A 21822-nucleotide genomic window follows, 5' to 3' on the forward strand; every position below is an offset into this window, starting at 1 on the left:
ATGCCCCAGGCCACCGACAGTGGTGCCGGCCTCCCCCTTGCCTTGGCTCAAGCCTTTCCTGCAGCCGGAAGGTCCTTAATGGCAGGGCCCTCAAGGCGTTTTCCGTCGCTGTCGAAGCGGGAGCCGTGCAGCGGGCAGTCCCACGTCAGCTCGCTGTCGTTCCAGTGCAGAATTCCGCCGAGGTGGGTGCAGACGGCGGACAGCTTGCAGGTGGTGCCGCCAACAGTGGAGACGGCGACCGGTTTGGATCCTTCGCGGTAGACCCTGCCCTCGCCTTCGGCCGGAGCTGCCGGGGCGGGTGCGGGCGCCGGCTCCTTCCTGCCTTTTCGCAGGCCCTCGGCCGCTACCTGCCCCCAGTCCGAAGCAAGCTTGGCTGCCACTCCGGCATTAAGGGCGACGGCGGAGAAGGCGCCGGAGGGTGAAGTGACCCGGTGGTGGATGGTGTTTGCCCAGGGCACGTTCCCGCCCAAAATGTCAGCCGAGATGCCCACGGCGGCGGCCACGGCGTTTGTCATACCCCACTTGTTGTAGCCCGTGCCGAAGTAGATGTGGCCTTTGCCCCGCGGGAACTTGCCGAAGAAGGGCATGAGGTTGGTGGGCATGTAGTCCTGCGCGGACCAGGTGTGGGTGGCCACCGCGCCGGGGTAGTGCTGCACCGCCCAGTCCAGGAGGCTGCCCAGGTGGTGTTTCTCGGAGCGGGCGCGGCCTACGGGGTGCCCGTGACCGCCCACCAGGAGCAGCCTGCGGCCGTCCACCTCATAGTCGCGCAGCGAATGTGTGGGCTGTTCAACCGAGATGTACATCCCGGGGGGAGGAGCCTGCCCTTCCTGCAACTGCAAAGCCGCCGCGTAGGAGCGGCTGGGCTTCAGCTTCGCGAAGTACAGGCCGCGGTCCAGCACCGGAATGCCGGTAGCGAGCACCACTTCGTTGGCGGTAACAGTGCCCCGGTCCGTGTGGACTGTGGCCGGGCTGGAGCCGGTGACATCCTGCAGCCGCACGCCACCCACGATCGAGCCGCCGCGGCCGCGGATGTCCGCTGTCAAGGTGTTGAGCACCTCCACGGGGTTGATCTGCGCCTGGTCCGCGAGGCGCACGGCGCCGTGGACGGAAAACGGCAGCCCGGCGTCGCGCACGTATTCCATGTCCAGCCCCGCGGTGGTGCCGGCGCTTACCTCTTCACGGAGCTTTTCCGTCCCCTGCGCGGACGCCGCGTACGTGTAGGCGTCCCGGGTTTGAAACGGCACCTTGTGTTCTTCGAGGTACCGCAGCAGCCACGCCTGGCCTTCGCGGTTGGCATCCACATACGCCTGGACCTGTTTCTGCGGGTACTGGCGCGCCAGCTGGGACAGGAAAGTGCCCTGCAGCAGCGAAACTTTTGCCGTGGTGTTTCCTGTGGTCACAGCACCGGGATACCGTGCCTCCAGCACCAGGACGTTCTGCCCCGAACGGGCGAGCAGGAGCGCGGTCACCAGGCCGGTCAGTCCTGCGCCTGCCACCACGGTGTCATAGCTGCTTCCGGGCTCGAACGGATCAGAGGTGAAGGTCTCCGCACTGTCCAACCAAATCGACGTCATCCCAGTTCAGCCTGCCTTTTGATCCTGGCCCCGGCGGGCCCGTTTGTGATGTGTCTGTTATAGATCATGATCTATGCGTGGCGTAGTTGCTAAGTATACTTATGATGTCGGTGTTTAAGTCTATGGTTCAGGCGCAACCCGGCAGCCATGATGTGAACGTGAACGACAACAGCGGGAGTAACCATGACAAGCATGAGTTCCGACGGTCGCACCGTAGGCCGTACAAACATCCAAAAAGCTGCCCTTGCTGTAGGCGCAGTGTTTCTCCTGGTGGGCGTCCTGGGCTTCATCCCGGGCATCACCTCCAACTACGAAACCATGGGCTTCGCGGGGCATGAATCCCAGGCCCTGCTGCTGGGCATCTTCCAGGTGTCGATCCTGCACAACATCGTCCACCTGCTCTTTGGTGCGGCCGGCATCGCCATGGCCCGCAGCGCTGCGCAGTCGAGGAACTACCTCCTGGTTGGCGGCGCCATCTACCTGGTCCTCTGGCTCTACGGCCTGCTGATCGGGCACGACACGCCGGCCAACTTCGTCCCGGTGAACACCGCGGACAACTGGCTCCACTTTGTCCTGGGTGTGGCGATGATCGGTGTGGGCGTCGCCCTGTCCCGCGGTACCGCAGGCGCCGGACGGACCACAACCGCACACTAACCACATCGGCAATCGCCCCAGCGGGCGGAAACAACTGCAGGCGGCCCGGCACCTTGCCGGACCGCCTGTAGTTGTTTCTGAGCTTTTCCAGTTGAAGATGTCACCATAAAAACAGGAGGCGGAACCCGCCGTGAATGCCCTTAGGCCGGCTGGAAAGCCCCGATGGTCAACAACGTGACCCCGGCGTTGCTGCAGGCCTTCGTCGGCTGGGGCAGGAACAGGGATCCCGTGTCCTCCGGCGGGTAGATCCGGTAGCCGGCGGCGTCAACCATGGCGCACTCCGGGTAGTTTCCGGCCTGTGTATAGCGCAGGACCGCGGAGCCTGCCTGCCCGGGTGCGAGCAGGACGTCGACGGGGGCCGTGGCTTCGTCGCGGGCAGCCGGCGCGCCGATAGGGGCGCCGTCAGCATCGGCGGCGAGGGACACCCCGGCGAAGCCCCGCAGCACGCAGGCCTCGGAGCCCGTGTTGGTGAGGTTGAGCGTCATAAAAACGCTGCCCGCCGCTCCGCCGCCTGACGCATCCGTGGCGGCGGACAGGCCCGCCGCCTTGCAGAGGGCCGGGGCCGCCGGTTCGGCCGGAGCGGGCGCCGGGGCGGGTGGCGTTTCCGACGGCGTCCCGGACACCGTTGGCGACGCGGACGTCGCGTCGGGGCTGGCGGAGCCGGTGGCCGGTGTTGTAGTCGCCTGCGTTTGGGGCTGGCTGGGGCCACACCCGGTGAGCATCAGGGCAGCTGCCGCGGCCGCCGTCGTCAAAATCAACCTATGTGAAATTCGCTGAGACCTCATGGCACCACCTTTGCGGCAGTGGATGGCCGCGTCAATGATGCCACGAGCCGGCGGAGGCTTTTGATGCCCGGATCGTGATGATCCGGGCATCAAAAGCCGCTGTCCTACTTGGCAGGCGCCGCTGCTGCATTGCGGCGCGCACCGCTGCGCAGGAATGCCGCACCGCCGAGCACCAGGCCTCCGACGCCCGCCGCCAGTCCGGCCCAGCTGAGGGCGTCAGCCCCGCTGTCCGTCACTGACGCCTGCTCGGTGGCGGCGGTTTCGGTGGGGTGGGATGCAGCGGCGGCGGCTTCGCCGTGTCCGTCCGTGCCGGCAGCCGCGGTCACCGTGATCGATGGCGCAGGTGCTCCCAGCGAGTGCGGGTCCTGGCCGTCCTTGGCGATCTCCGACCAGTCCGTCTGCCCGATCTCGCAGCTCTGGAGGGTGGGGAAATACAGGGTGGTGCCGGCCGCATCAGGAAGTTTGACCGAGAGCACCAGTGCGTCCCGCAGCTCGTGGGCGAGGGGTGTCTTTGCGGTGTAGACGATCTGGCTGGTCCGCTTGGTGATGGACGTTCCGTCGGCGAGCTTTTTTGGCTCGGCGAGCTGCTCGGTGACCTTTTCCACCGTCCAGTTGGGGTTGACGGTGGGCTGGGCATCGTTCAGTTCCTGCGGCAGCGTGATGGCTACCTTCGTGGTGCCGGAGGTGTCGCAGCCGTGCGGAATACCAAAGGTGAGCAGGGCGTAGGAGTTGGCTGCGGTCTTGTCCGGCGTTACGCCGACGTGCGCCGAGGCTCCGCCAGCGGCGGCGAGCAGCAGCGCTGCGGCGCCGCCGGTGATGGCGGCAGTTTGAAGGGTACGGCGAAGAGCTGGGGTGTTCATGGTTTGCCTTTCAGGCGCGCTCCCCTTGGGCCGGAGCATGGCCGGGAGCACAAAAGTATGGGATGCCGCCGCCCTGCGGGAGGTGCGGGGGCAGTTCTAGCGGGAAAGCACGACGGCGGAAGGCGGGCCGCGCCGGCTGTCTTGCCGGAGGTTCCGCCAGGGAGGGAGGGGCGCCGGGAAGGTGGGGAAGGCAGCCCAAATTGGGGGAACGGCGTCGGGCGCCACCGCGCAGGGGAGGGAAGCGAGTGGCCGGAGCCAGGCGGCCAGGGCCCACAGGGCTGCTTCGCCCCTGGCCAGCAGGAGCGCGCAGCCCAGCGTCGCCAGCGCGTGTGCGGCCAGCATCACGGGCCCGGACGCATCGCCCGGCCCGTGGAGGTGAACCGCAGCGGGAACCAGGATGTCGGCGCCCGAAAGGTGGGCGCTATGAGGGGCAGCAGCGGTTGGTGCTTGCCAGCCGGCGGGCGGGCTGATGGCTGTAAACAGCTTGTGCAGGGCGAGTTGTCCGCCGCCCAGCAGCGCCGCCATGGCGGGAAACCCGAGGTGCAGGCGCGTGGCGGTGGTGCTGCCGAGGGTGGTCAGTGCCAGGACTGCCAGCAGGATGGCAGGGGCCGGGAGCTCCCCGCCGCCGGCCAGGTGTGCTCCGGCCGCGAGGGTCAGGATGACGGTGGCCACCGCGGACGAGCGGAGGAAATGGAAGGGGGTCTGCGGACGGCGCGTGCGCACGGCTTCTCCCTTCCCGGTGGCCGGACCAGGCGCGGGCGTGCCGCGCCGGTCAGATAGTTATCGTTCAGATTCTACCGGTGATCCCTTGCTGACCCGGTGCCGGGCGGCAGGTGCGGTACCAGCGTTACGTGCACGCTGAGCAGCCTGGCGGCTACCGTGCTCCGGCCAGGAGTTCGGCAAGGACCTCCGCCGCGGTGTCGTGCCGCAGCAACGGTGCGGACTGCCCGGCCCACAGGGACATCAGCTCCGTGTTGTTCCTTGAGGCTGCCTCCGGCCGGAACCTGCCGGTCAGCCAGTTCTGGACGGGGAAGGGGGCAACAGTGCCTGCCTTTTCAATCTCTGCGATGATGCGGTTCGGGATGCCGCGTGCCAGCCGGCCGCTCAGGGCACGGGTCAGCACCGTCTGCGCTGCGGCGGGGCTGCGGAGTACCGTCCGGTAGGCGGGCGCGGCAGCCGATTCCCGGGTGGCCAGGAACGCCGTTCCCACCTGCACGGCCTGAGCGCCCAGGGCCAGGGCGGCGGCAAAGCCGCGGCGGTCTGCGACTCCGCCGGCCGCGATCACCGGAATGGAGACGGCATCGGCCGCCTGGGGGACCAAAGCGAATGTTCCGATCAGCGATTCTTCGGCGCGCTTCAGGAAAGACACCCGGTGGCCGCCGGACTCCATTCCGCTGGCCACCACGGCATCGACTCCGCCTGCCTCCAGTGCCGCAGCTTCGGCAACGGTGGTGGCGGTGCCAACAACCTTGATGCCGCGGCGGTGCGCTTCCTCCACAACGTCAGGAGACGGCACGCCGAAGACAAAGCTCATGACGGCTGGGCGCGCCTCCAGCGTGGCTTCCACCTGTTCGCGGTAGTCCGGCATGTACCGCGCGGGCATGTCCGGAAGGGGAATGCCCAGTTCCTCGAAGTACGGCGTCAGCGCGCTCGCGTAGCGGTTGAACTCTTCCTGAGGGACGGCTGGTGCCTCACTGCCGTTGGGGACCCAGAGGTTCAGGGCGAACGGCTTTGCTGTGGCCGCGCGAAGTTCGGCTGCCGTCCGCTGGATGGCGCCGGCGTCATACCCGTACAGGCCGTAGGAACCCAGCCCGCCGCCGTCGCTCACTGCTGCAGTCAGCGGTACCGAGGAGACGCCGCCGAACGGGCCAAGGACCACAGGAACGTCGATTCCGAAAAGCTCCGCGACCCTGCTGGCGGAGGCGGACGGGCGGGGGTGGGTGGTCATGGCAGCTCCCGGAGGCTCGTGTGGTTGGGCTCGAACCCAGTCTTGCACTATGTACCGGTCCAAGACGGCGACGCTAGACTGCTGGCGTAGATGTCGGCGACCTTGAGGAGTAGTTATGGAATACACCCGCAGCCAGCAGGAAAAGGTTGTTACCGCAGGTGACCTTGGCCGGAGCCACATCGGCCAAACCATCAGCTTCCAGCCGAACGAGTTCACCGTTGTCTTTGGCAAGATCGCCGGAATCGCCCGGACGGAAGCCATGGTTTACGTGTCCCTGGACGGAGTGGGAAACGGCACCCACCTGAAGGATGAATACGACCTGCCGCTCACGCACGAGGTCTACCTGCCCGTGGATGTGCTCACCAACGCTGAATCCACCATCAAGGATTTGTTCGGCAAGGTTCAGGAGAACCTGCGTGGAACAGGCCACAAGGGCGAAGACCAGACGGACCGGCTCTAGCGGAGCCAGCCAAAGGGAGGCCCCTGCGCGTGCGTGCTGGGGCCTCCTTTTGTGCGTGCCGATGATGTTCTGCGCCGTCGATCGCTACGGAGCAACCGATGAGGCGGGTGCCGACGCTGTGGAGCCCCGGACTGTGAGGTGCGTGGGCATGACGGAGCGGCGGCGGTTGCCCCCGCTGGCCAGGGGATTGAGCTGGGCCAGGAGCATGGACACCGCCACCCGCCCGGCTTGCTCTATCGGCGAACTTAGTGTGGTCAGCGGGGGATTGCAGAAGTCGGCGCCGAAGATGTCATCACAGCCCACGATGCTCATGTCCTCCGGGACACGGAGCCCGCGCTCGCGGAGCCGTTGCAGCATGCCGATGGCGATGAGGTCGTTAAACACGATGCAGGCGGTCACCCGGCTGTGGACGGCAGCATCGGCTGCCACTGCGCCTGACTGTGTTTTCGGCGCGAAGGGCCCCAGGTTCCGCACCTGGACCGCGCGGTCTTCGGCCAACGCTGTCAATGCAGCCCAGCGGCGGGCACTGGACTGTGACACGGCAGGCCCGGCCACGTAGGCCACGGACGTGTGGCCCAGGGAGATGAGGTGGTCCAGGGCCTGGGTCATCGCCGATGGGGTGTCGATGATGACGGCCGGTACCTCATCGACGTCGCGGTTCACGGTAACCATAGGCATCCGGAGGGCGGCTGCGGCGAGCGACTCGTCGTTGAGGCGGGACGCCGCAACGATCACGCCGTCGGCGCTTTTGCGCAACTGTTCGAGGGTGCTGGCCTCCACTTCATCCGATTCCTCAGTGTCCACCAGCAGCTGCGTGTAGCCGGCTGCCTTGAGCTGAAGCTGCGTTCCGCGGATGAGGTCGAAGTAGAACGGGTTGGTGATGTCCGGGACGAGTACGCCCACGGCACCTGTCTTGCCGGAGCTCAGCGCCTTCGCCTGCGAATTGGGCGTGTAGTTGAGTTCGACGGCAGCGGCCCGGATCCGCTCCCGGGTCCGGATATTCACCCGGTCCGGGTTGGTCAGGGCCCGTGAGACGGTTGACGCAGCAACGCCGCACAGGGCCGCGATGTCATGGATGGTGGCAGGGCGGTCTGCCGCCATGGGCTGCGTCGCCATGGGCGTTCCTCTCTGAACGTCGGGTCGTCTGGCTGTGACTGCTGCCACCGTGGATCAACCATGCCACGCTTGGAAGATAATGGCAACCGGTTGTCAGGATCGTGCCAAGTTGGCTAGACTCGTCGGGACAAAGACCCGCTGTGACTGCCTCACCGCGCACTGTTGCCCCAGAAACGTGCCGGAACCCCCAAGGAGATTCTGTGACTCAACCCAACGCCGTGTGGAGCCTTTCCGGTTTCGGTGACGAAGTGGACCCCGATCCCGCCATCCAGGCCGCCGTGCTGCTGGCCCTCGGCGCCAGCCACATCGAAGTGCGCAGCGCGTGGGGCACCAACGTGTCCGAGCTGGAGGCCGCTGACGTGGAGCGCGTGAAGGCAATCCTCGATGAGAAGGGCCTCAAGGTCTCTGCCGTCGCGAGCCCCATCGGCAAAGTGGACGTCAGCCTGCCCGTGGAGCACGAGGTTGCCCGGCTCCGGCAGATCATCGCGGTAGCCAAGGGGCTGGACACCAAGTACGTCCGGATATTCTCCTTCTACCGTGCCGAGGGGCAGAGCCAGGAAGAAGTCCGGGATGCCGTCATTGCACGCATGGCCGCGCTCACGGAAGAAGCTGCAGCAAGCGGCGTCGTCCTGCTCCACGAGAACGAAAAGGGCATCTACGGCGACACGCCGGAGCGCGTCCTGGACATCATGGAGTCGGTCCATTCACCGGCCCTCCGCGTCGCGTGGGACAACGCCAACTTCGTCCAGGTGGGAGTCAAGCCCTACACCGAGGGCTACGCCATCCTGCGTCCCTACCTGGAGTACTTCCAGGTGAAGGACGCCATCGCGGCTACCGGCGAAGTAGTCCCGTCCGGCGAGGGCGACGGTGAGCTTGAGGCCACCATCGCCGCGCTGGCAGCGGACGGGTTTGCCGGTTTCGCCTCCTTGGAACCACACCTCGCCAGCGCCCACGAACTTGGCGGGTTCTCAGGTCCGGTGGCATTCGGCCTCGCTGCACGGGCCTTCGCCGGCCTGGCTGCCAGGAATGGTGTCCGGCTGGCCTGACCGGCAGGACACCAACAAGCCGTATCAATCCTTCGAAGGAGCAGGAAAATGCCCACAGCGGCGGTCATCGGTTGCGGTGACGTATCGAGCGTCCATTTCGGGGCGCTGGCCACCATGGCTGACGCGGAACTGGTTGCGGTATGCGACATCAATCCAGGACGGCTGGAGGCAGCGACAGCTTCCCACGGCGTACCCGGATACGCGAACCACCTCGATTTACTCGAGAAGGTGCGGCCCGACGTCGTACATATCTGCACACCGCACCACCTCCACGCGTCGATTGCCGCCGACTGCCTGGAGCGGGGCGTCCACGTGATCGTCGAAAAGCCGCTCGCGCATACCCTCGAAGAGGGGCGGCGGCTGATCGAGGCGGCCGGGCGGAGCCCGGCGAAGATCGCCGTCTGCTTCCAGAACCGCTACAACGCGACGTCCCAGGCCATGCGGGAGCTGCTCGACGGCGGCCGGCTGGGCCAGGTGCTTGGCGCCTCTGCCACCGTGATGTGGCACCGGTCCGGCGATTACTACCGGGACAGGCCGTGGCGCGGAACCTGGGCGGAGGGCGGCGGCGGCCTGATGATGAACCAGGCCATCCATACCGTAGACCTGCTGCAGTGGCTCGTAGGCGATGTGGCCAAGGTTGAGGGGCGCGCGTCCACCAGGGCCTTGGCCGGCGTGATCGAGGTGGAGGATACCGCCGAATTCGTCGCCGAACACGAAAGCGGGGCCCGGAGCGTTTTCTACGCGACACTGGCCAACGCCGTCAATGCCCCCGTGACGCTGGACATCGTCACGGAAAAGGCAACGCTCAGCCTGCGCGGGGACCTCACGGTCACGTATGCCGACGGAACGGTTGAGGTTATTGCCGAACGGGTCCTCGAAACCGGCGGCCGCTCCTACTGGGGTGTTTCCCATGAGCTGCTGATCAAGGACTTCTACGCCAGGCTCGACGAGCCCGGGCCGTTCTGGATCAACCCGGCGGAAGCGGGAAAGTCACTCAAAATCGTCAAGGACATTTACGCCCAGAGCTATCCGCAGTTGCTGGAACGCGTGGCCTGACGCTTAGCAGCCGTGCCCGGGCCCTGGCGTTGTCGCCCAAGCTGATCGTCTGCGACGAACCGGTCAGTGCCCTGGACCTTTCCACGCAGGCTCGCGTTCTGGACCTCTTCCTGCAGATCCAGAAGGACACCGGCGTCTCGTACCTGTTTGTCTCGCACGATCTCGACGTCGTCCGGCACATCAGCCACCGGGTGGCCGTTATGTACCGGGGCGAAATCGTCGAGCAGGGTCCGGCCGAAGTTGTGACCCGCGACCCCGAACACCCCTACACCCAGCGGCTCGTGCTGGCATCGCCGGTCCCGGATCCTGACCGGCAGGAACAGCGCCGGGCCGACCGGCACCGGCTGCTGGAAGGACAGCGCCAACAGACCGAACAGGCGGGGGCGGCGGCCTAACACCCGCAGTCCACGCACACCCACGGCCTGGGAAGGCCGGCAAACGACGGAGGAAGTAGTGGCCAAGATAGGCGTACAGGCGATGATGCTGAAGGACAGCTTCGCCGAAGTGGGAGCGTTCGAGACGCTCCGCAAGGTCAGCGCGATCGGGTACAACGCGGTGGAGATCTCCCAGATCCCCATGACGCCGGAGAACGTGGACGAACTCGACCGTTCCCGGAGCGAGCTGGGGATGGACATCGCAGCGCTGTCCGTGGCTGTGGAAGGCCGCAAGGGAATGCCGGTGGAATCACTCGCGGACAACTTCGACAAGATCGTTGAGGACGCGAAGCGCCTGGACACCGCGCTTCTTCGCATAGGCATGCTGCCATTCGGCGCCATGAAGTCGCTGGAGGCCGTCACCGACTTTGCCAAGCAGGCGAACGGCTACGCGGAGCGCCTGCAGGAACACGGCATCAGCCTGTATTACCACAACCACCACATCGAGTTCGCCAAATTCGACGGCAAGTACATGCTGGACATCATCGCGGACAACTCCCCGGCCATGGGCATGGAAATCGACGTCCACTGGGTGCAGCGCGGTGGCCTGGACCCGGTCCGGACCCTGGAAAAGTACGCCGGCCGGACGGCCATGGTGCACCTGAAGGACTACCGGATCGGCCAGCTGCCGGAATCGTCCTTTGGGCACCTGGAGAAGGGCGACTTCCCGGGCTTCATGGCGGACTTCAAAAACGTGGTCCAGTTCGCCGAAGTGGGCGAAGGCAACCTGGATTTCCCCTCCATCATCCCGGCCGCAGAGGCCGCCGGCGCACAGTACCTCCTGGTGGAGCAGGACGAACTGTACGGCCGCACCGTATGGGACGCCCTCCAGACCTCCTACGACAACCTTGTGGCCATGGGCCACGGCAACCTTTTCTAGGTTCAAGACAACAAACGGAGTATCACCATGAGCAAGAAAGTACGCCTCGGCATCCTGGGCCTGGGCCAGCAGGGCGGCGCCTACGCCAAGTTCATCAAGGACGGCCTGGTCCCCAACATGGAGATCGGGGCCATCTGCGACACCGATCCTGCCAAAAAGGACCTGGCTGCCTCCCAATACCCGGACGTGCCGTTCTACGACGACTACATCGCGATGCTCGAAAGCGGCGACATCGACGCGATCGTCACCTGCGTCCCGCACTTCCTGCACCCTGAAATCGGCATCGAATCCCTCAAGCGCAACATCCACGCGCTGGTGGAAAAGCCGGCCGGCGTCTACACCAAGCAGGTCAAGGAGCTGAACGCGTTCGCCGCTTCCAAGCCCGAACTGTCCTTCGGGATCATGTTCAACCAGCGCAACAACCCGCTGTACAAGAAGCTCAAGGAAATCGTGGACAACGGCGAAATCGGCAGCATCCGCCGCACCAACTGGATCATTACCAACTGGTGGCGCCCGCAGGGTTACTACAACTCCAGCGAATGGCGCGCCACGTGGGGCGGCGAAGGCGGCGGCGTCCTGGTGAACCAGGCACCCCACCAGTTGGACCTCTGGCAATGGATCTGCGGAGCGCCCAAGTCCGTGTACTCGAAGGTAGCGTACGGCTTCCGCCGCGATATCGCCGTCGAGGATGAAGTCACTGCCGTGGTGGATTATGGCGACGGCGCCACTGGTGTTTTTGTGACGGCCACCCACGACATCGTGGGCACCGACAGGTTCGAGATCCTGGGCGACCAGGGCAAGATCGTTGTGGAGAACAGCAAGACCGCCACCGTCACCCGCCTGGTCAAACCCGAACGCGAACTCAGCGACTCCATGGATATGGACGACGTCCGGAAGCTTTTTATGGGCCAGCTGAATCCCGAGGAGTACTACAGCACCGAGGTCATCGAGTTCGAATCCGTCTGGGGCGGCCAGCACGCCGGTGTCCTGGAAAACTTCGCCGCCAACATCCTGGATGGCACTCCGCTGCTGGCACCGGGTTCGGACGGCATCAACGGTGTCCGCCTGGCCAACGCTATTCACCTCTCCAGCTGGACCGGCAAGGAAATCTCCCTTGATTTCGACGAGGACGAGTTCCTGCAGGAGCTGAACAAGCGCATCGCCGAGGAAGGCAAGTTCCCCGAGCGCTCATAGCAGCGCGCTGCGCCATCCACCGGGCCGGTTGCCAGCATTGCTTGGCAACCGGCCTGCTGTGGTTGCCACGCCGGTCTACGATGGAGCGGTGACTGACGTGACGAACTCCGGATCAGCAACCGCTCCCGCCAAGCGGGGCCGGGGGGAGAGATCATCTCCCACCATCTACGACATCGCCAAGGTGGCGGGCGTCAACCCTTCCACTGTGTCCCGCGCCCTCAGCAAGCCCGGCAGGGTCAGCGCCAAGACGCAGAAACTCATCGAGGACGCGGCCGCCGAGCTGAACTACCAGGTCAACCCGTTTGCCCGGGCCCTGCCCACCGGCCGTACCAACACCTTCGGGCTGATCGTCGCCGACATCACCAACCCCACCTTCTTTGACATCATCCGCGGCGCCCAGACCACCGGCACCCTACGCGACTACACCCTGGTGCTGGCCGAATCCGCCGAGTCAGCAGCTACTGAACTGACCGCTGCCCGCCGCATGATGACCACCGTGGACGGCTTGATCCTGGCCAGCCCGCGCATGGACGACGACGACATCCGCGCCCTCGCGCGCGACAAACCCGTGGTGGTTATCAACCGCGAGGTGGAGGACGTGCCCTGCGTTATCCCCGATGTGCGCAAGGGCATCGGCGAGGCCGTCCGCAGCCTAGCCGGCAACGGGCACCAAAAGCTTGCGTTCGTGGCCGGCCCTTCGCGGTCCTGGATGTCCGCCCGACGCTGGGAGGGCGTCCAGGCGGCCTGTGAATGGTCGCGGCTTGAGGCCGTGCGCGTGGAGTCGGACAAACCAACGGTCGACGGCGGCAGGCAGGTGGCGCGCGAGGTGCTGGCCACCGGGGCCACGGCTGTCCTCACCTACAACGACCTCCTGGCGATTGGCCTGATGCAGGAACTGCAGGCCGGGGGCATGGTGGTGCCGGACCGGATCAGCATCGTGGGTTTCGACGACATCTTCGGGGCGGACTTCACCACGCCCCCGCTGACTACCGTGCGCTCGCCGCTGGGGGAGTGCGGGTCCGGTGCCGCCACCCGGCTGCTCGATCTCCTGCACGGCGATGCAGAGCCGGCCGGGACGCTGCGGGTGGAGACGGAACTGGTGCTGCGCGGGTCCAGCGGCCGCCTCCTGCCCCAGGGCTGATATCCATGCGGAAACTTGAATGGCAAATTTTGGCAACCGGTTGACAAGAGCTGCAGGCAGGCCGGATTATTGACGTATGTCACAGTCGATTGCCGCCCACCCTGACAGGCTCCTGCCCGCCGACCCCGGAACCCGCCGCATTGCGCAGGACCTCCTGCAGCGCGTCCAGGACCTCCCCATCATTTCCCCGCACGGCCACGTTGACGCCGCCGTCATCGAAGAAAACACGCCCTTCCCGGACCCGGCAGCGCTGCTGGTCAGTCCGGACCACTACGTCACCCGGCTGATCCATGCCAGCGGAGTTGACCACAACCTGCTGCGTCCCCAGTCCGGCGCGAAGGGCGACCCTTCCGCTGCGCCGGAGTCCCGGACCGTGTGGCGGGAGTTCTGCAAAGCCTGGCCGCTCTTCGAAGGCACCGCTTCCGGCTACTGGCTGCGCAACCAGTTCCAGAGCGTCTTTGGACTCCGGCAGGAGCCCACCGCGGAGGACCCGGACGCCAGCTACGACGCCATCTCAGCGAAGCTGCAGGAGCCCGGCTTCCGCCCCCGGGAACTCTTCAAGGACTTCAATATCGAAGTGCTGGCCACCACGGACGATCCGCTGGACACCCTCGCCAGCCACCGCGCCATTGCGGAGGACCCCACGTTCCATGGCCGTGTCCTGCCCACCTTCCGCCCGGACGCATACCTCAACATTGCGCACCCGGCCTGGGCTGAGAACGTGGACCGCCTGATCGCGGCAGCGGGCGACGGCGGCACGGGCTACGGTGCCTACGTCACCGCGCTGGAAAACCGGCGTCGTTATTTCCTGGAACACGGTGCTGTCTCGGCGGACCATGGCGTCCTTACCCCGGCGACGCTGAAGCTGGACGCGGCCGACGCCGCCCGCCTGTTTGACCGGGCCCGCTCCGGGCAGGCCACCGCGCAGGACCGCGACGACTTCGAGGCGCACATGATGTACCAGATGGCGCGGATGTCGGTGGAGGACGGCCTGGTGATGACCATCCACCCGGGTTCCTACCGCAACCACCACGAACCCACCTTCAACACCTTCGGCGCGGACAGCGGCCACGATATCCCGTTCGCCATCAACTACACCGAGGCCATCCGCCCGGTCCTGCAGGACTTCGGCACGGCCGCGGACTTCCACCTGGTCCTCTTCACCCTGGACGAGACGGTGTTCTCCCGGGAACTTGCGCCGCTGGCCGGCTTCTATCCGTCCGTCTACCTCGGTGCGCCATGGTGGTTCCTGGACGCCCCGGACGCCATGCTGCGCTTCCGCTCCGCTGTCACCGAGACCGCAGGCTTCTCACGCTCCTCTGGCTTTATCGATGACACCCGCGCCTTCTGCTCCATCCCGGCACGGCACGACGCCTCCCGCCGCATCGAGGCCTCCTTCCTGGCCCGGCTGGTGGCCGAGCACCGCGTCAGCGAGGACCGCGCCCACGAACTCATCGTGGACATTGTGGACGGTTCACCCCGACGGGTCTTCAAGCTGTGAGCGCCGGACTGGATCGCCCGGCGGCTGTTCTCCCGGCCGGGCGGCTTCCCCGCCTGAACCGGGAAACCTACCCGCTCCCCAAAGCGCCCGTCCGCATCGTCCATCTCGGACTGGGGGCTTTTCACCGGTCCCATCAGGCCTGGTACACGCAGCAGGCGTCCGACGCAGGCGAGTGGGGGATTGCCGCCTTTACCGGCCGCCGGCCCGACGCCGCCGCGGCCCTTGAGGCGCAGGACGGACTGTTCACGGTGGTTGAGCGGGCGGACTGCTGCGACTCGTTCGCCGTCGTCGGGAGCATCGCGGAAGCGGTGGATGGGGCTGACGTTGAGCGGCTGTGCGGGCTGTTGGCGGCCGGCACCACCGCGATCGTCACGCTCACCATCACCGAGGCCGCTTACGGGCTTGGTCCCGATGGCCGGCTGGCCGCAGCCTCGCCGGACGTCGCGGCCGACCTTGCGCAGCTCACGTCAGGCCGCGGGAATCCGACGACGCCGCTGGGCCGCCTGGTCCTGGCACTTGCCGCGCGCCGGGCTGCCGGAGCCGGACCACTCGCCGTCGTCTGCTGCGACAATCTGTCCAACAACGGAACCGTAGCCCACCACGCGGTGGTGGGCATGGCTGCCGCCTGGGACCCGGCGCTGGCGGCCTGGATTGATGAGCACATCAGCTTTGTCAGCACTTCCGTGGACCGCATCACACCCCGGACCACCGAGGCCGATGTCGCCGCCGTGCAGGACGCGTGCGGTTACCTCGACAACTCTCCCGTGGTGGCCGAGCCGTTCCACAACTGGGTGCTGAGCGGGGACTTCCCTGCCGGACGCCCCCGATGGGAGGATGCGGGTGCGGTTTTCGTGGCCGACATCGAGCCGTACGAAAACCGCAAGCTATGGCTGCTCAATGGCGCTCACTCCCTGCTCGCTTACGGGGGCCAGCTGCGCGGCCATTCCACCGTTGCGGAAGCTTTGGCGGACCCGGTATGCCTGCAGGCCATCGGGAAGTTCTGGGACGAAGCGGAGGCCCACCTTCCCGCGGACGGCCTGCAGCTCGACGACTACCGGGCAGCCCTCCTGGCGCGCTTCGGTAACGCCCGCATTGCGCACCACCTGGCGCAGATCGCGATGGACGGCAGCACCAAACTCCGCATGCGCGCCGTCCCGGTGTTGCAGGCAGAACGGGCAGCCGGCCGGTCCGGAGCGGCAGCGGCGCTGATGATCGCTGCCTGGATGGACTTCACGGCTTCTGGCGCCGCCATCCACGATCCACTTGCCGAGGGGGTTGCCGCGGCCAACACGCTGAGCGGCACCCAGCGCACCCGCGCGCTGATGGAGTTGGTTGATCCGGCATTGGCCACGGACGCAGGGGTAGTGGACCTGGTGTCGGCGCTTTCCGGTGCCTTCGCCGAAGCAGCAGCCACTTCGTAGGACCCCGCGGAAAGCTGCCCGGCTCCTGCCCGCAGGCGCCGGTCAGCTTTTTTGCTGAACTTTCAACAAATGTTTTGGCAACCGCTTGCCATTTGTTTGCCACGTGATTAGGATTACAACATACGCCCCGCAGGTATCCGGCTGGCAGCGCTGCTGCAACCGCCAACTTCCCCCCAACTTTCCGCCAGCCTGAGGGGCGGCACCCGGGTAAAGGAGCCCGCATTATGAAAAAGCTGAGCAAGATGAGCATCGCCGGCTATGGGGCCGGCGATGCCGCAAACAACCTGGCCTTCACCACGGCCACCATGTTCCTGTTGGTCTACTACACGGACGTTGCCGGCATTTCCGCCGCCGCCGCCGGAACCCTGCTCCTGGCGGTCCGGATCTTTGACGCCTTTGCCGACGTTTTCGCCGGCCGCGTGGTGGACCGGACCTTCAGCAAGCGGTTAGGCAAGTTCCGGCCGTTCATTATGTTCGGTTCCATCCCGCTGCTCCTGCTGAGCGTTGCAACGTTCTCGGTGCCGCAGCTTGGCGAGTCCGGCACCCTGCTCTATGCCTACGTAACCTATGCGGCGCTGGGCCTTGCCTACAGCCTCGTCAACATCCCGTACGGCTCGCTCGCCGGTGCCATGACCCAGGACCCGGGCGAACGGGCCAAGCTGGGATCTGCCCGGATGGTGGGCGCCGCCCTCGTAGGTTCGTCGCTGGGCATCTTTGTTGCGCCGCTGATCAAGCCGGGAGCGGACCTGCAGTCGACCTTCACCACCATCACGCTCGTGTTTGTGGTCATCGGCGCTGCCCTCTACTTCTTTACCGTCTTCACCGCGAAGGAGCGGGTCCACCGGGCCGTGCCGAACGTGACCCTCAAGCAGAGCCTGGACACGCTCAAGGGCAACAAGCCGCTGCTGATGCTGTGCCTGAGCTCGTTCCTCTTCCTGTCCGGATACCTCGCCCTCACCTCGGTCCAGCTGTACTACCTGCGTGACGTCCTCGGCCGCCTGGATCTCTACCCGGTCCTGTCCATCATCCAGCTGGTCCTGACCTTCGTCCTGGCTGCCATCATGCCCCGACTGGTGCGCGCGGTCGGCAAAAAGAACGTCTACATCTACGCCTCCGTGGTCACGGTCATCGGCGGCATCATCGTCTTCCTGGCCCCCGCCAGCCAGACGTGGATCGGTTTCGGCGGCCTCCTGGTCAGCCTGGTGGGCGTTATGGCCGTCAACATCGTGGTGTGGGCGCTGGAAGCTGACACCGTGGAATACGGCGAATGGAAGACCGGCGTCCGCACCGAGGGGATCACCTACGCCCTGTTTTCCTTCACCCGCAAAACCGGCCAGGCCGTGGGCGGCGCCCTCGCCGCCTATGCCCTCGCCCTGGGCGGCTACAAGTCCGGGGCAATCCAGAGCGCCGACGCCGTCTTTGGAATCCAGTTTGCCGCCGGCGCCATTCCGGCCGTCCTTGCCCTCCTGGCCCTGCTGGTGATGACCAAGTACAAGCTCACCGATGCCGTGCATGCGGAGATCCTCGCAGAGATCCGGGCCCGCCACACCAGCAGCGAAACCGGCGCCGGCCCAACTGGCAGCGGCAACAGCGGCAGCACCACCGGCCTGGCCGGGGGATCCGCCGCCAGCGCCGCCGCGCCCTCAGCCTCCAACTAAGCCCCTCCAACCGCCCGTAACTCAAGCCTCCAGCTCAGCCCCTGAAAGGATCTGCTGTGAAAATCATTGCCGCCGACGTCTTCGTCACCAGTCCCTCCCGGAACTTCGTCACCCTCCGGATCACCACCGAGGACGGTGTGACGGGGATTGGCGACGCCACCCTAAACGGCCGTGAGCTCGCCGTCGCCGCGTATCTCAAGGAGCACGTTGCGCAGCTGCTGATCGGGAAGGACCCGCACCGGATCGAGGACACCTGGCAGTTCCTCTACCGCTCCTCGTACTGGCGCCGCGGCCCGGTGACCATGGCGGCCATCGCGGCGGTCGACATGGCGTTGTGGGACATCAAGGGCAAGATGGCGGGCATGCCGGTGTACCAGCTCCTCGGCGGGGCATCCCGCACCGGGCTCCGCGCCTACGGCCACGCCTCAGGCGCGGACATCCCCTCCCTGTTCGATTCCGTGCGGGAGCACCTTGAACTCGGGTACAAGTCCATCCGGATCCAGACCGCGGTTCCGGGCATCAAGGCGGTGTACGGTGTGGCGGCCCAGGCGCAGGCCTCCGGCGAACGCTACGATTACGAACCCGCCGGCCGCGGCGCGTTCCCGGTGGAGGAGGACTGGGACACCCGCGCGTACCTCCGCCACCTGCCCACCGTGTTCGAAGCGGTCCGGAACGAATTCGGCCCGGAAATCCCGCTGCTGCACGACGGGCACCACCGGATGACCCCGATCCAGGCCGCAAAGCTGGGCAAGGCCCTGGAACCGTACGACCTGTTCTGGCTTGAGGACTGCACCCCGGCCGAAAACCAGGAGGGCCTGCGCCTGGTCCGCCAGCACACCACCACCCCGCTGGCCATCGGTGAAATCTTCAACACCGTGTACGACTACCAGACCCTGATCAAGGAACAGCTGATCGACTACGTCCGGGCGGCGTCCACGCACTTCGGGGGGATTTCGCCGTTGAAGAAGGTGATGGACTTCGCGGCGCAGTACCAGATCAAGTCCGGTTTCCACGGCCCCACGGACATTTCCCCGGTCGGTTTCGCCGCGCAGCTGCACGTGGGCCTGGCGATTCACAACTACGGCATCCAGGAATACATGCAGCACTCGGACAAGACCAACGAGGTCTTCGAGCAGTCCATGACCTTCAAGGACGGCTACCTGCACCCCGGCGACAAGCCCGGCATCGGCGTCGAATTCAACGAAGAAGCCGCAGCAGCCTACCCGTACCAGCAGGCCTACCTGCCCTACAATCGCCTCATCGACGGAACGGTCCACGACTGGTGAGCACTCCCAACACCACCCAGCCCAAGCTCCGCGTCATTGTGATGGGGGTGTCCGGCTGCGGCAAGACCACCATCGGCGACCTTGTTGCCCGCGAGCTTGGTGTACCGTTCCTCGACGGCGATTCCCTCCACCCCGTAGAGAACGTCGCCAAAATGGCGGCAGGCGCGCCCCTGACCGACGAGGACCGCTGGCCGTGGCTCGCCACCGTCGGCGCCGAGTTGGCCAAAGCGGGTGACGGCGGGCTGGTCCTGGCGTGCTCCGCGCTGCGCCGCAGCTACCGGGACGCCATCCGGGCCCAGGCCCCTGACACGGTCTTCCTGCACCTGCACGGCAGCAAAGAAGTCCTCAGCCAGCGCCTGGAAGGGCGTTCGGGCCACTTCATGCCGCCGGCGCTGCTGGTGTCCCAGCTCGCCACCCTGGAACCGCTGCAGGCGGATGAAGCCGGAGTCGTCGTGGACATCGCCGCCCCCGTCCAGCAGGTGGTGCGCGAGGCACTTGCCGGGATCACCGCTGTCGGACCCTCCGACGCGCGTGGCACCGAGGGTGCCAGCGGCACTCCGCCCCGGCAGTTCGACGTCGACCTTCAAGCCGCGCCTTTCAATCTCGACGACGACGCCGTCGCCTGGGTGGAATCGACCCTTGCCGGCATGAGCCTTGAGGAGAAGATCGGCCAGCTGTTTATCAACCACAACAACGACTACTCCCCGGAGTACCTCGACGGTGTGCTGGAGAACTTCCACGTCGGCGGCATGCGGTACCGGCCGGGGCCCTCGGCAGAGGTGCAGGAGCACATCCGTTACGCCCAGTCCAAGACCCGCATCCCGCTGCTGGTGGCCTCCAACCCGGAAATGGGGGGAGCCGGAAGCTGCGACGACGGAACATTTGTGTCCACGCACCTGCAGGCCGGCTCGCACCCGGACAAGGCCATCGCCCGGCAGATGGGACAGGTGGCCGGCGTGGAAACCGCCGCGCTGGGCTGCAACTGGGCGTTCGCCCCGATAGTGGACATCCACTACAACTGGCGGAACACGGTCATCTCCACCCGCGCCTTCGGCAACACCCCCGGCGTTGTGGTGGAGCGGGCCAAGGAGTACTTCGACGGCATCAGTGAATCACCCACTGCCTGCGCCATGAAGCACTTCCCCGGCGACGGTGTGGACGAACGGGACCAGCACGTTGTCACCTCCTACAACACCTTCAGTTATGAGGAGTGGAACCGGACCTACGGGCACGTATACCGGGAACTGATCGGGCACGGCGTGCAGTCCATCATGGTGGGGCACATCGGCGCGCCGGGGCTGTCCCGGCACTTCCGGCCCGGCCTGGCGGACAAGGACATCCTGCCCGCGACGCTCGCACCCGAGCTGCTGCAGGACCTGCTCCGCGGGGAACTCGGCTTCAACGGTCTGGTCCTGACGGATGCCTCGCTGATGGTGGGCCTCACCCAGGCGATGAAGCGCAAGGACCTGGTGCCGGCGACTATCGCGGCAGGCTGCGACATGTTCCTGTTCTTCCGGAACCCGGCGGAGGACTTCGGGTACATGCTGGACGGGTACAAGTCCGGTGTCATCACCGAACGGCGGCTGCACGATGCGCTGCGCCGGATCCTGGGACTGAAGGCTTCCCTGGGACTGCACCGGAAGCCCGTCACGGAGCTGGTGCCGCCTGCGGAAGCCCTGGCCGTGATCGGCGGCGAGGCGCACCGTGCCATTGCAGCGGAGATCGCGGACAAGACCGTGACTCTCGTCAAGGACACCGCGAACAACCTGCCCATTACGCCGCAGACGCATCCCCGAATCCGCCTGTACGGGATTTCCGGCGGGGCCGACTTCACCCGGGCCGACCCCTTGGCTTACCTGGATACGGTCAAGGAAGAGCTGGAAGCCGCCGGTTTCGACGTGCACGTCTTCAAGACTGCGGAGCAGCGGGAGGCAGCGGGGGAGACCGGCATGAACTTCATGCGGGTCCTGGCCGAGGAAGCCACCGGCGACTACCCGGACAAGTATGATGCAGCGTTTGTGTTCGCCAATGTCAAGGGCTTCGCCCAGGAAGCTGCGATCCGGATCAAGTGGTCTTCGGCGATGGCCGCGGAGATCCCGTGGTACGCCACCGAGGTGCCCACGGTGTTTGTCTCGCTCAACCAGCCCAACCACCTGATCGACGTCCCCATGGTGAAGACCGCGATTCATGCCCACGCAGGATCCCGGGAAGCCATCAGGGCCACCATCAACAAGATCCAGGGCAAGTCCGCGTTCCAGGGCACGTTCAACGAGAACGTTTTCTGCGATTCGTTCGACACCCGGCTCTAGGCGCTGCTGACCAGCGCGAAAGGCCCCGCTTCCCTTGAGGGAAGCGGGGCCTTTCGATTGGCGGTGACGGTGGGATTTGAACCCACGTTGGCTTTTACACCAAACAACATTTCGAGTGTTGCACCTTCGGCCGCTCGGACACGTCACCAACCTCAATAGGGTACCGGAGCGAGGCGCCCATCCCCAAAACGGGCCGGACCGTTGCGGCCTGAGGTGTGTGCTTCAGTGTTTCGTGCGGTTCTCTTTTGGGCGGTCAGGGTTGCGGAGCGGATCGTTACTTCCCCGCGGGCTGGGCGTTTTCCCCGGTTTCAGGGAAGCGCCAAAAGTTTGAAGAATTTTCCCATGGACATGTCCATTGGACCTGTTTTGTCAGACCCCCTGACGATGATTGGTACATGGGGAAAGCGGCGGTGGCGAAGGCGTTTGAGGACATCAATGCTGCTCTTGCCGTGCTCACTGCCGAGGTGGACGGGTGTGGTGCGGAGCCGTTTTCGGAGGC

Annotated in this window: 18 protein-coding genes, 1 tRNA gene and 1 pseudogene; 13 read left to right on the forward strand and 7 right to left on the reverse strand. The window is 65.9% G+C overall.

The window, feature by feature from the left end:
• Positions 1-47 precede the first annotated feature (47 nt).
• Positions 48-1574, reverse strand: coding sequence for an FAD-dependent oxidoreductase (locus ACFVYC_RS16895; protein ID WP_387552393.1), 1527 nt, complete (start codon positions 1572-1574; stop codon positions 48-50).
• A gap of 192 nt (positions 1575-1766) precedes the next feature.
• On the opposite strand from ACFVYC_RS16895, the gene ACFVYC_RS16900 reads away from it, so the two are divergent.
• Entirely contained in the window at positions 1767-2228 is a 462-nt protein-coding gene (locus tag ACFVYC_RS16900; RefSeq protein WP_387552395.1) for a DUF4383 domain-containing protein, read from the forward strand.
• Positions 2229-2368: 140 nt separating this feature from the next.
• Here the strand turns inward: ACFVYC_RS16900 and ACFVYC_RS16905 are convergent, their stop codons facing one another.
• From ACFVYC_RS16905 to ACFVYC_RS16920, 4 genes are all read right to left on the reverse strand, one after another.
• On the reverse strand, positions 2369-3013 hold the full coding sequence (locus ACFVYC_RS16905) for a DUF4232 domain-containing protein (RefSeq protein ID WP_387552397.1): 645 nt from the start codon (positions 3011-3013) through the stop codon (positions 2369-2371).
• 104 nt (positions 3014-3117) lie between these two features.
• Positions 3118-3873, reverse strand: coding sequence for a YcnI family protein (locus ACFVYC_RS16910; protein ID WP_387552399.1), 756 nt, complete (start codon positions 3871-3873; stop codon positions 3118-3120).
• A 96-nt stretch (positions 3874-3969) separates the two neighbouring features.
• Entirely contained in the window at positions 3970-4596 is a 627-nt protein-coding gene (locus tag ACFVYC_RS16915; protein ID WP_387552401.1) for a hypothetical protein, read from the reverse strand.
• 151 nt (positions 4597-4747) lie between these two features.
• Positions 4748-5821, reverse strand: coding sequence for an NAD(P)H-dependent flavin oxidoreductase (locus tag ACFVYC_RS16920; protein ID WP_387552403.1), 1074 nt, complete (start codon positions 5819-5821; stop codon positions 4748-4750).
• Between the two features lie 115 nt (positions 5822-5936).
• Here ACFVYC_RS16920 and ACFVYC_RS16925 point away from each other — a divergent pair, with 115 nt between their 5' ends.
• Positions 5937-6281: a hypothetical protein gene (locus ACFVYC_RS16925; protein ID WP_387552405.1), complete on the forward strand. Its 345-nt coding sequence runs from the start codon at positions 5937-5939 to the stop codon at positions 6279-6281.
• Between the two features lie 84 nt (positions 6282-6365).
• Here the strand turns inward: ACFVYC_RS16925 and ACFVYC_RS16930 are convergent, their stop codons facing one another.
• Complete coding sequence (locus ACFVYC_RS16930) at positions 6366-7397, reverse strand: LacI family DNA-binding transcriptional regulator (RefSeq protein ID WP_387552407.1); 1032 nt, start codon at positions 7395-7397, stop codon at positions 6366-6368.
• A 200-nt stretch (positions 7398-7597) separates the two neighbouring features.
• Here ACFVYC_RS16930 and ACFVYC_RS16935 point away from each other — a divergent pair, with 200 nt between their 5' ends.
• From ACFVYC_RS16935 to ACFVYC_RS16985, 11 genes and pseudogenes are all read left to right on the forward strand, one after another.
• A complete protein-coding gene (locus ACFVYC_RS16935; protein WP_387552409.1) occupies positions 7598-8443 on the forward strand; it encodes a sugar phosphate isomerase/epimerase family protein in 846 nt (281 codons plus the stop codon).
• A gap of 48 nt (positions 8444-8491) precedes the next feature.
• On the forward strand, positions 8492-9499 hold the full coding sequence (locus ACFVYC_RS16940; RefSeq protein ID WP_387552411.1) for a Gfo/Idh/MocA family protein: 1008 nt from the start codon (positions 8492-8494) through the stop codon (positions 9497-9499).
• 14 nt (positions 9500-9513) lie between these two features.
• Positions 9514-9894, forward strand: a pseudogene (locus ACFVYC_RS16945) (peptide ABC transporter ATP-binding protein); the annotation flags it as partial.
• Between the two features lie 58 nt (positions 9895-9952).
• A complete protein-coding gene (locus tag ACFVYC_RS16950) occupies positions 9953-10813 on the forward strand; it encodes a sugar phosphate isomerase/epimerase family protein (RefSeq protein WP_387552413.1) in 861 nt (286 codons plus the stop codon).
• 27 nt (positions 10814-10840) lie between these two features.
• The gene (locus ACFVYC_RS16955) at positions 10841-12007 is read left to right on the forward strand and encodes a Gfo/Idh/MocA family protein (RefSeq protein ID WP_387552415.1); all 1167 of its coding nucleotides are present in this window, start codon (positions 10841-10843) and stop codon (positions 12005-12007) included.
• A gap of 88 nt (positions 12008-12095) precedes the next feature.
• Positions 12096-13148 carry a LacI family DNA-binding transcriptional regulator gene (locus tag ACFVYC_RS16960; protein ID WP_387552416.1) on the forward strand — a complete coding sequence of 351 codons (1053 nt, stop codon included), beginning with the start codon at positions 12096-12098 and terminating at the stop codon, positions 13146-13148.
• Positions 13149-13224: 76 nt separating this feature from the next.
• A complete protein-coding gene (uxaC, locus tag ACFVYC_RS16965) occupies positions 13225-14649 on the forward strand; it encodes a glucuronate isomerase (RefSeq protein WP_387552418.1) in 1425 nt (474 codons plus the stop codon).
• The gene (locus tag ACFVYC_RS16970) at positions 14646-16070 is read left to right on the forward strand and encodes a mannitol dehydrogenase family protein (protein WP_387552420.1); all 1425 of its coding nucleotides are present in this window, start codon (positions 14646-14648) and stop codon (positions 16068-16070) included. The genes uxaC and ACFVYC_RS16970 overlap by 4 nt, the downstream gene beginning before the upstream one ends.
• 224 nt (positions 16071-16294) lie before the next feature.
• Positions 16295-17728: a glucuronide transporter gene (uidB, locus tag ACFVYC_RS16975; protein ID WP_387552422.1), complete on the forward strand. Its 1434-nt coding sequence runs from the start codon at positions 16295-16297 to the stop codon at positions 17726-17728.
• Between the two features lie 56 nt (positions 17729-17784).
• Positions 17785-19014: a D-mannonate dehydratase ManD gene (manD, locus tag ACFVYC_RS16980; protein ID WP_387552424.1), complete on the forward strand. Its 1230-nt coding sequence runs from the start codon at positions 17785-17787 to the stop codon at positions 19012-19014.
• 41 nt (positions 19015-19055) lie between these two features.
• On the forward strand, positions 19056-21323 hold the full coding sequence (locus ACFVYC_RS16985; protein ID WP_387552436.1) for a gluconokinase, GntK/IdnK-type: 2268 nt from the start codon (positions 19056-19058) through the stop codon (positions 21321-21323).
• 58 nt (positions 21324-21381) lie between these two features.
• Here the strand turns inward: ACFVYC_RS16985 and ACFVYC_RS16990 are convergent.
• Positions 21382-21471 (reverse strand) — tRNA-Ser (locus ACFVYC_RS16990).
• Positions 21472-21822: the final 351 nt, after the last annotated feature.

The organism is Pseudarthrobacter sp. NPDC058329 (assembly GCF_042879835.1).
GTDB lineage: Bacteria > Actinomycetota > Actinomycetes > Actinomycetales > Micrococcaceae > Arthrobacter.

What these genes read in the sequence shown, in the direction of transcription:
- ACFVYC_RS16895 (WP_387552393.1), bottom strand. Translation starts at nt 1,574, where the DNA reads ATGACGTCGATTTGGTTGGACAGTGCGGAGACCTTCACCTCTGATCCG.
- ACFVYC_RS16900 (WP_387552395.1), top strand. Translation starts at nt 1,767, where the DNA reads ATGAGTTCCGACGGTCGCACCGTAGGCCGTACAAACATCCAAAAAGCT.
- ACFVYC_RS16905 (WP_387552397.1), bottom strand. Translation starts at nt 3,013, where the DNA reads ATGAGGTCTCAGCGAATTTCACATAGGTTGATTTTGACGACGGCGGCC.
- ACFVYC_RS16910 (WP_387552399.1), bottom strand. Translation starts at nt 3,873, where the DNA reads ATGAACACCCCAGCTCTTCGCCGTACCCTTCAAACTGCCGCCATCACC.
- ACFVYC_RS16920 (WP_387552403.1), bottom strand. Translation starts at nt 5,821, where the DNA reads ATGACCACCCACCCCCGCCCGTCCGCCTCCGCCAGCAGGGTCGCGGAG.
- ACFVYC_RS16925 (WP_387552405.1), top strand. Translation starts at nt 5,937, where the DNA reads ATGGAATACACCCGCAGCCAGCAGGAAAAGGTTGTTACCGCAGGTGAC.
- ACFVYC_RS16930 (WP_387552407.1), bottom strand. Translation starts at nt 7,397, where the DNA reads ATGGCGACGCAGCCCATGGCGGCAGACCGCCCTGCCACCATCCATGAC.
- ACFVYC_RS16940 (WP_387552411.1), top strand. Translation starts at nt 8,492, where the DNA reads ATGCCCACAGCGGCGGTCATCGGTTGCGGTGACGTATCGAGCGTCCAT.
- ACFVYC_RS16955 (WP_387552415.1), top strand. Translation starts at nt 10,841, where the DNA reads ATGAGCAAGAAAGTACGCCTCGGCATCCTGGGCCTGGGCCAGCAGGGC.
- uxaC (WP_387552418.1), top strand. Translation starts at nt 13,225, where the DNA reads ATGTCACAGTCGATTGCCGCCCACCCTGACAGGCTCCTGCCCGCCGAC.
- uidB (WP_387552422.1), top strand. Translation starts at nt 16,295, where the DNA reads ATGAAAAAGCTGAGCAAGATGAGCATCGCCGGCTATGGGGCCGGCGAT.
- ACFVYC_RS16985 (WP_387552436.1), top strand. Translation starts at nt 19,056, where the DNA reads ATGGGGGTGTCCGGCTGCGGCAAGACCACCATCGGCGACCTTGTTGCC.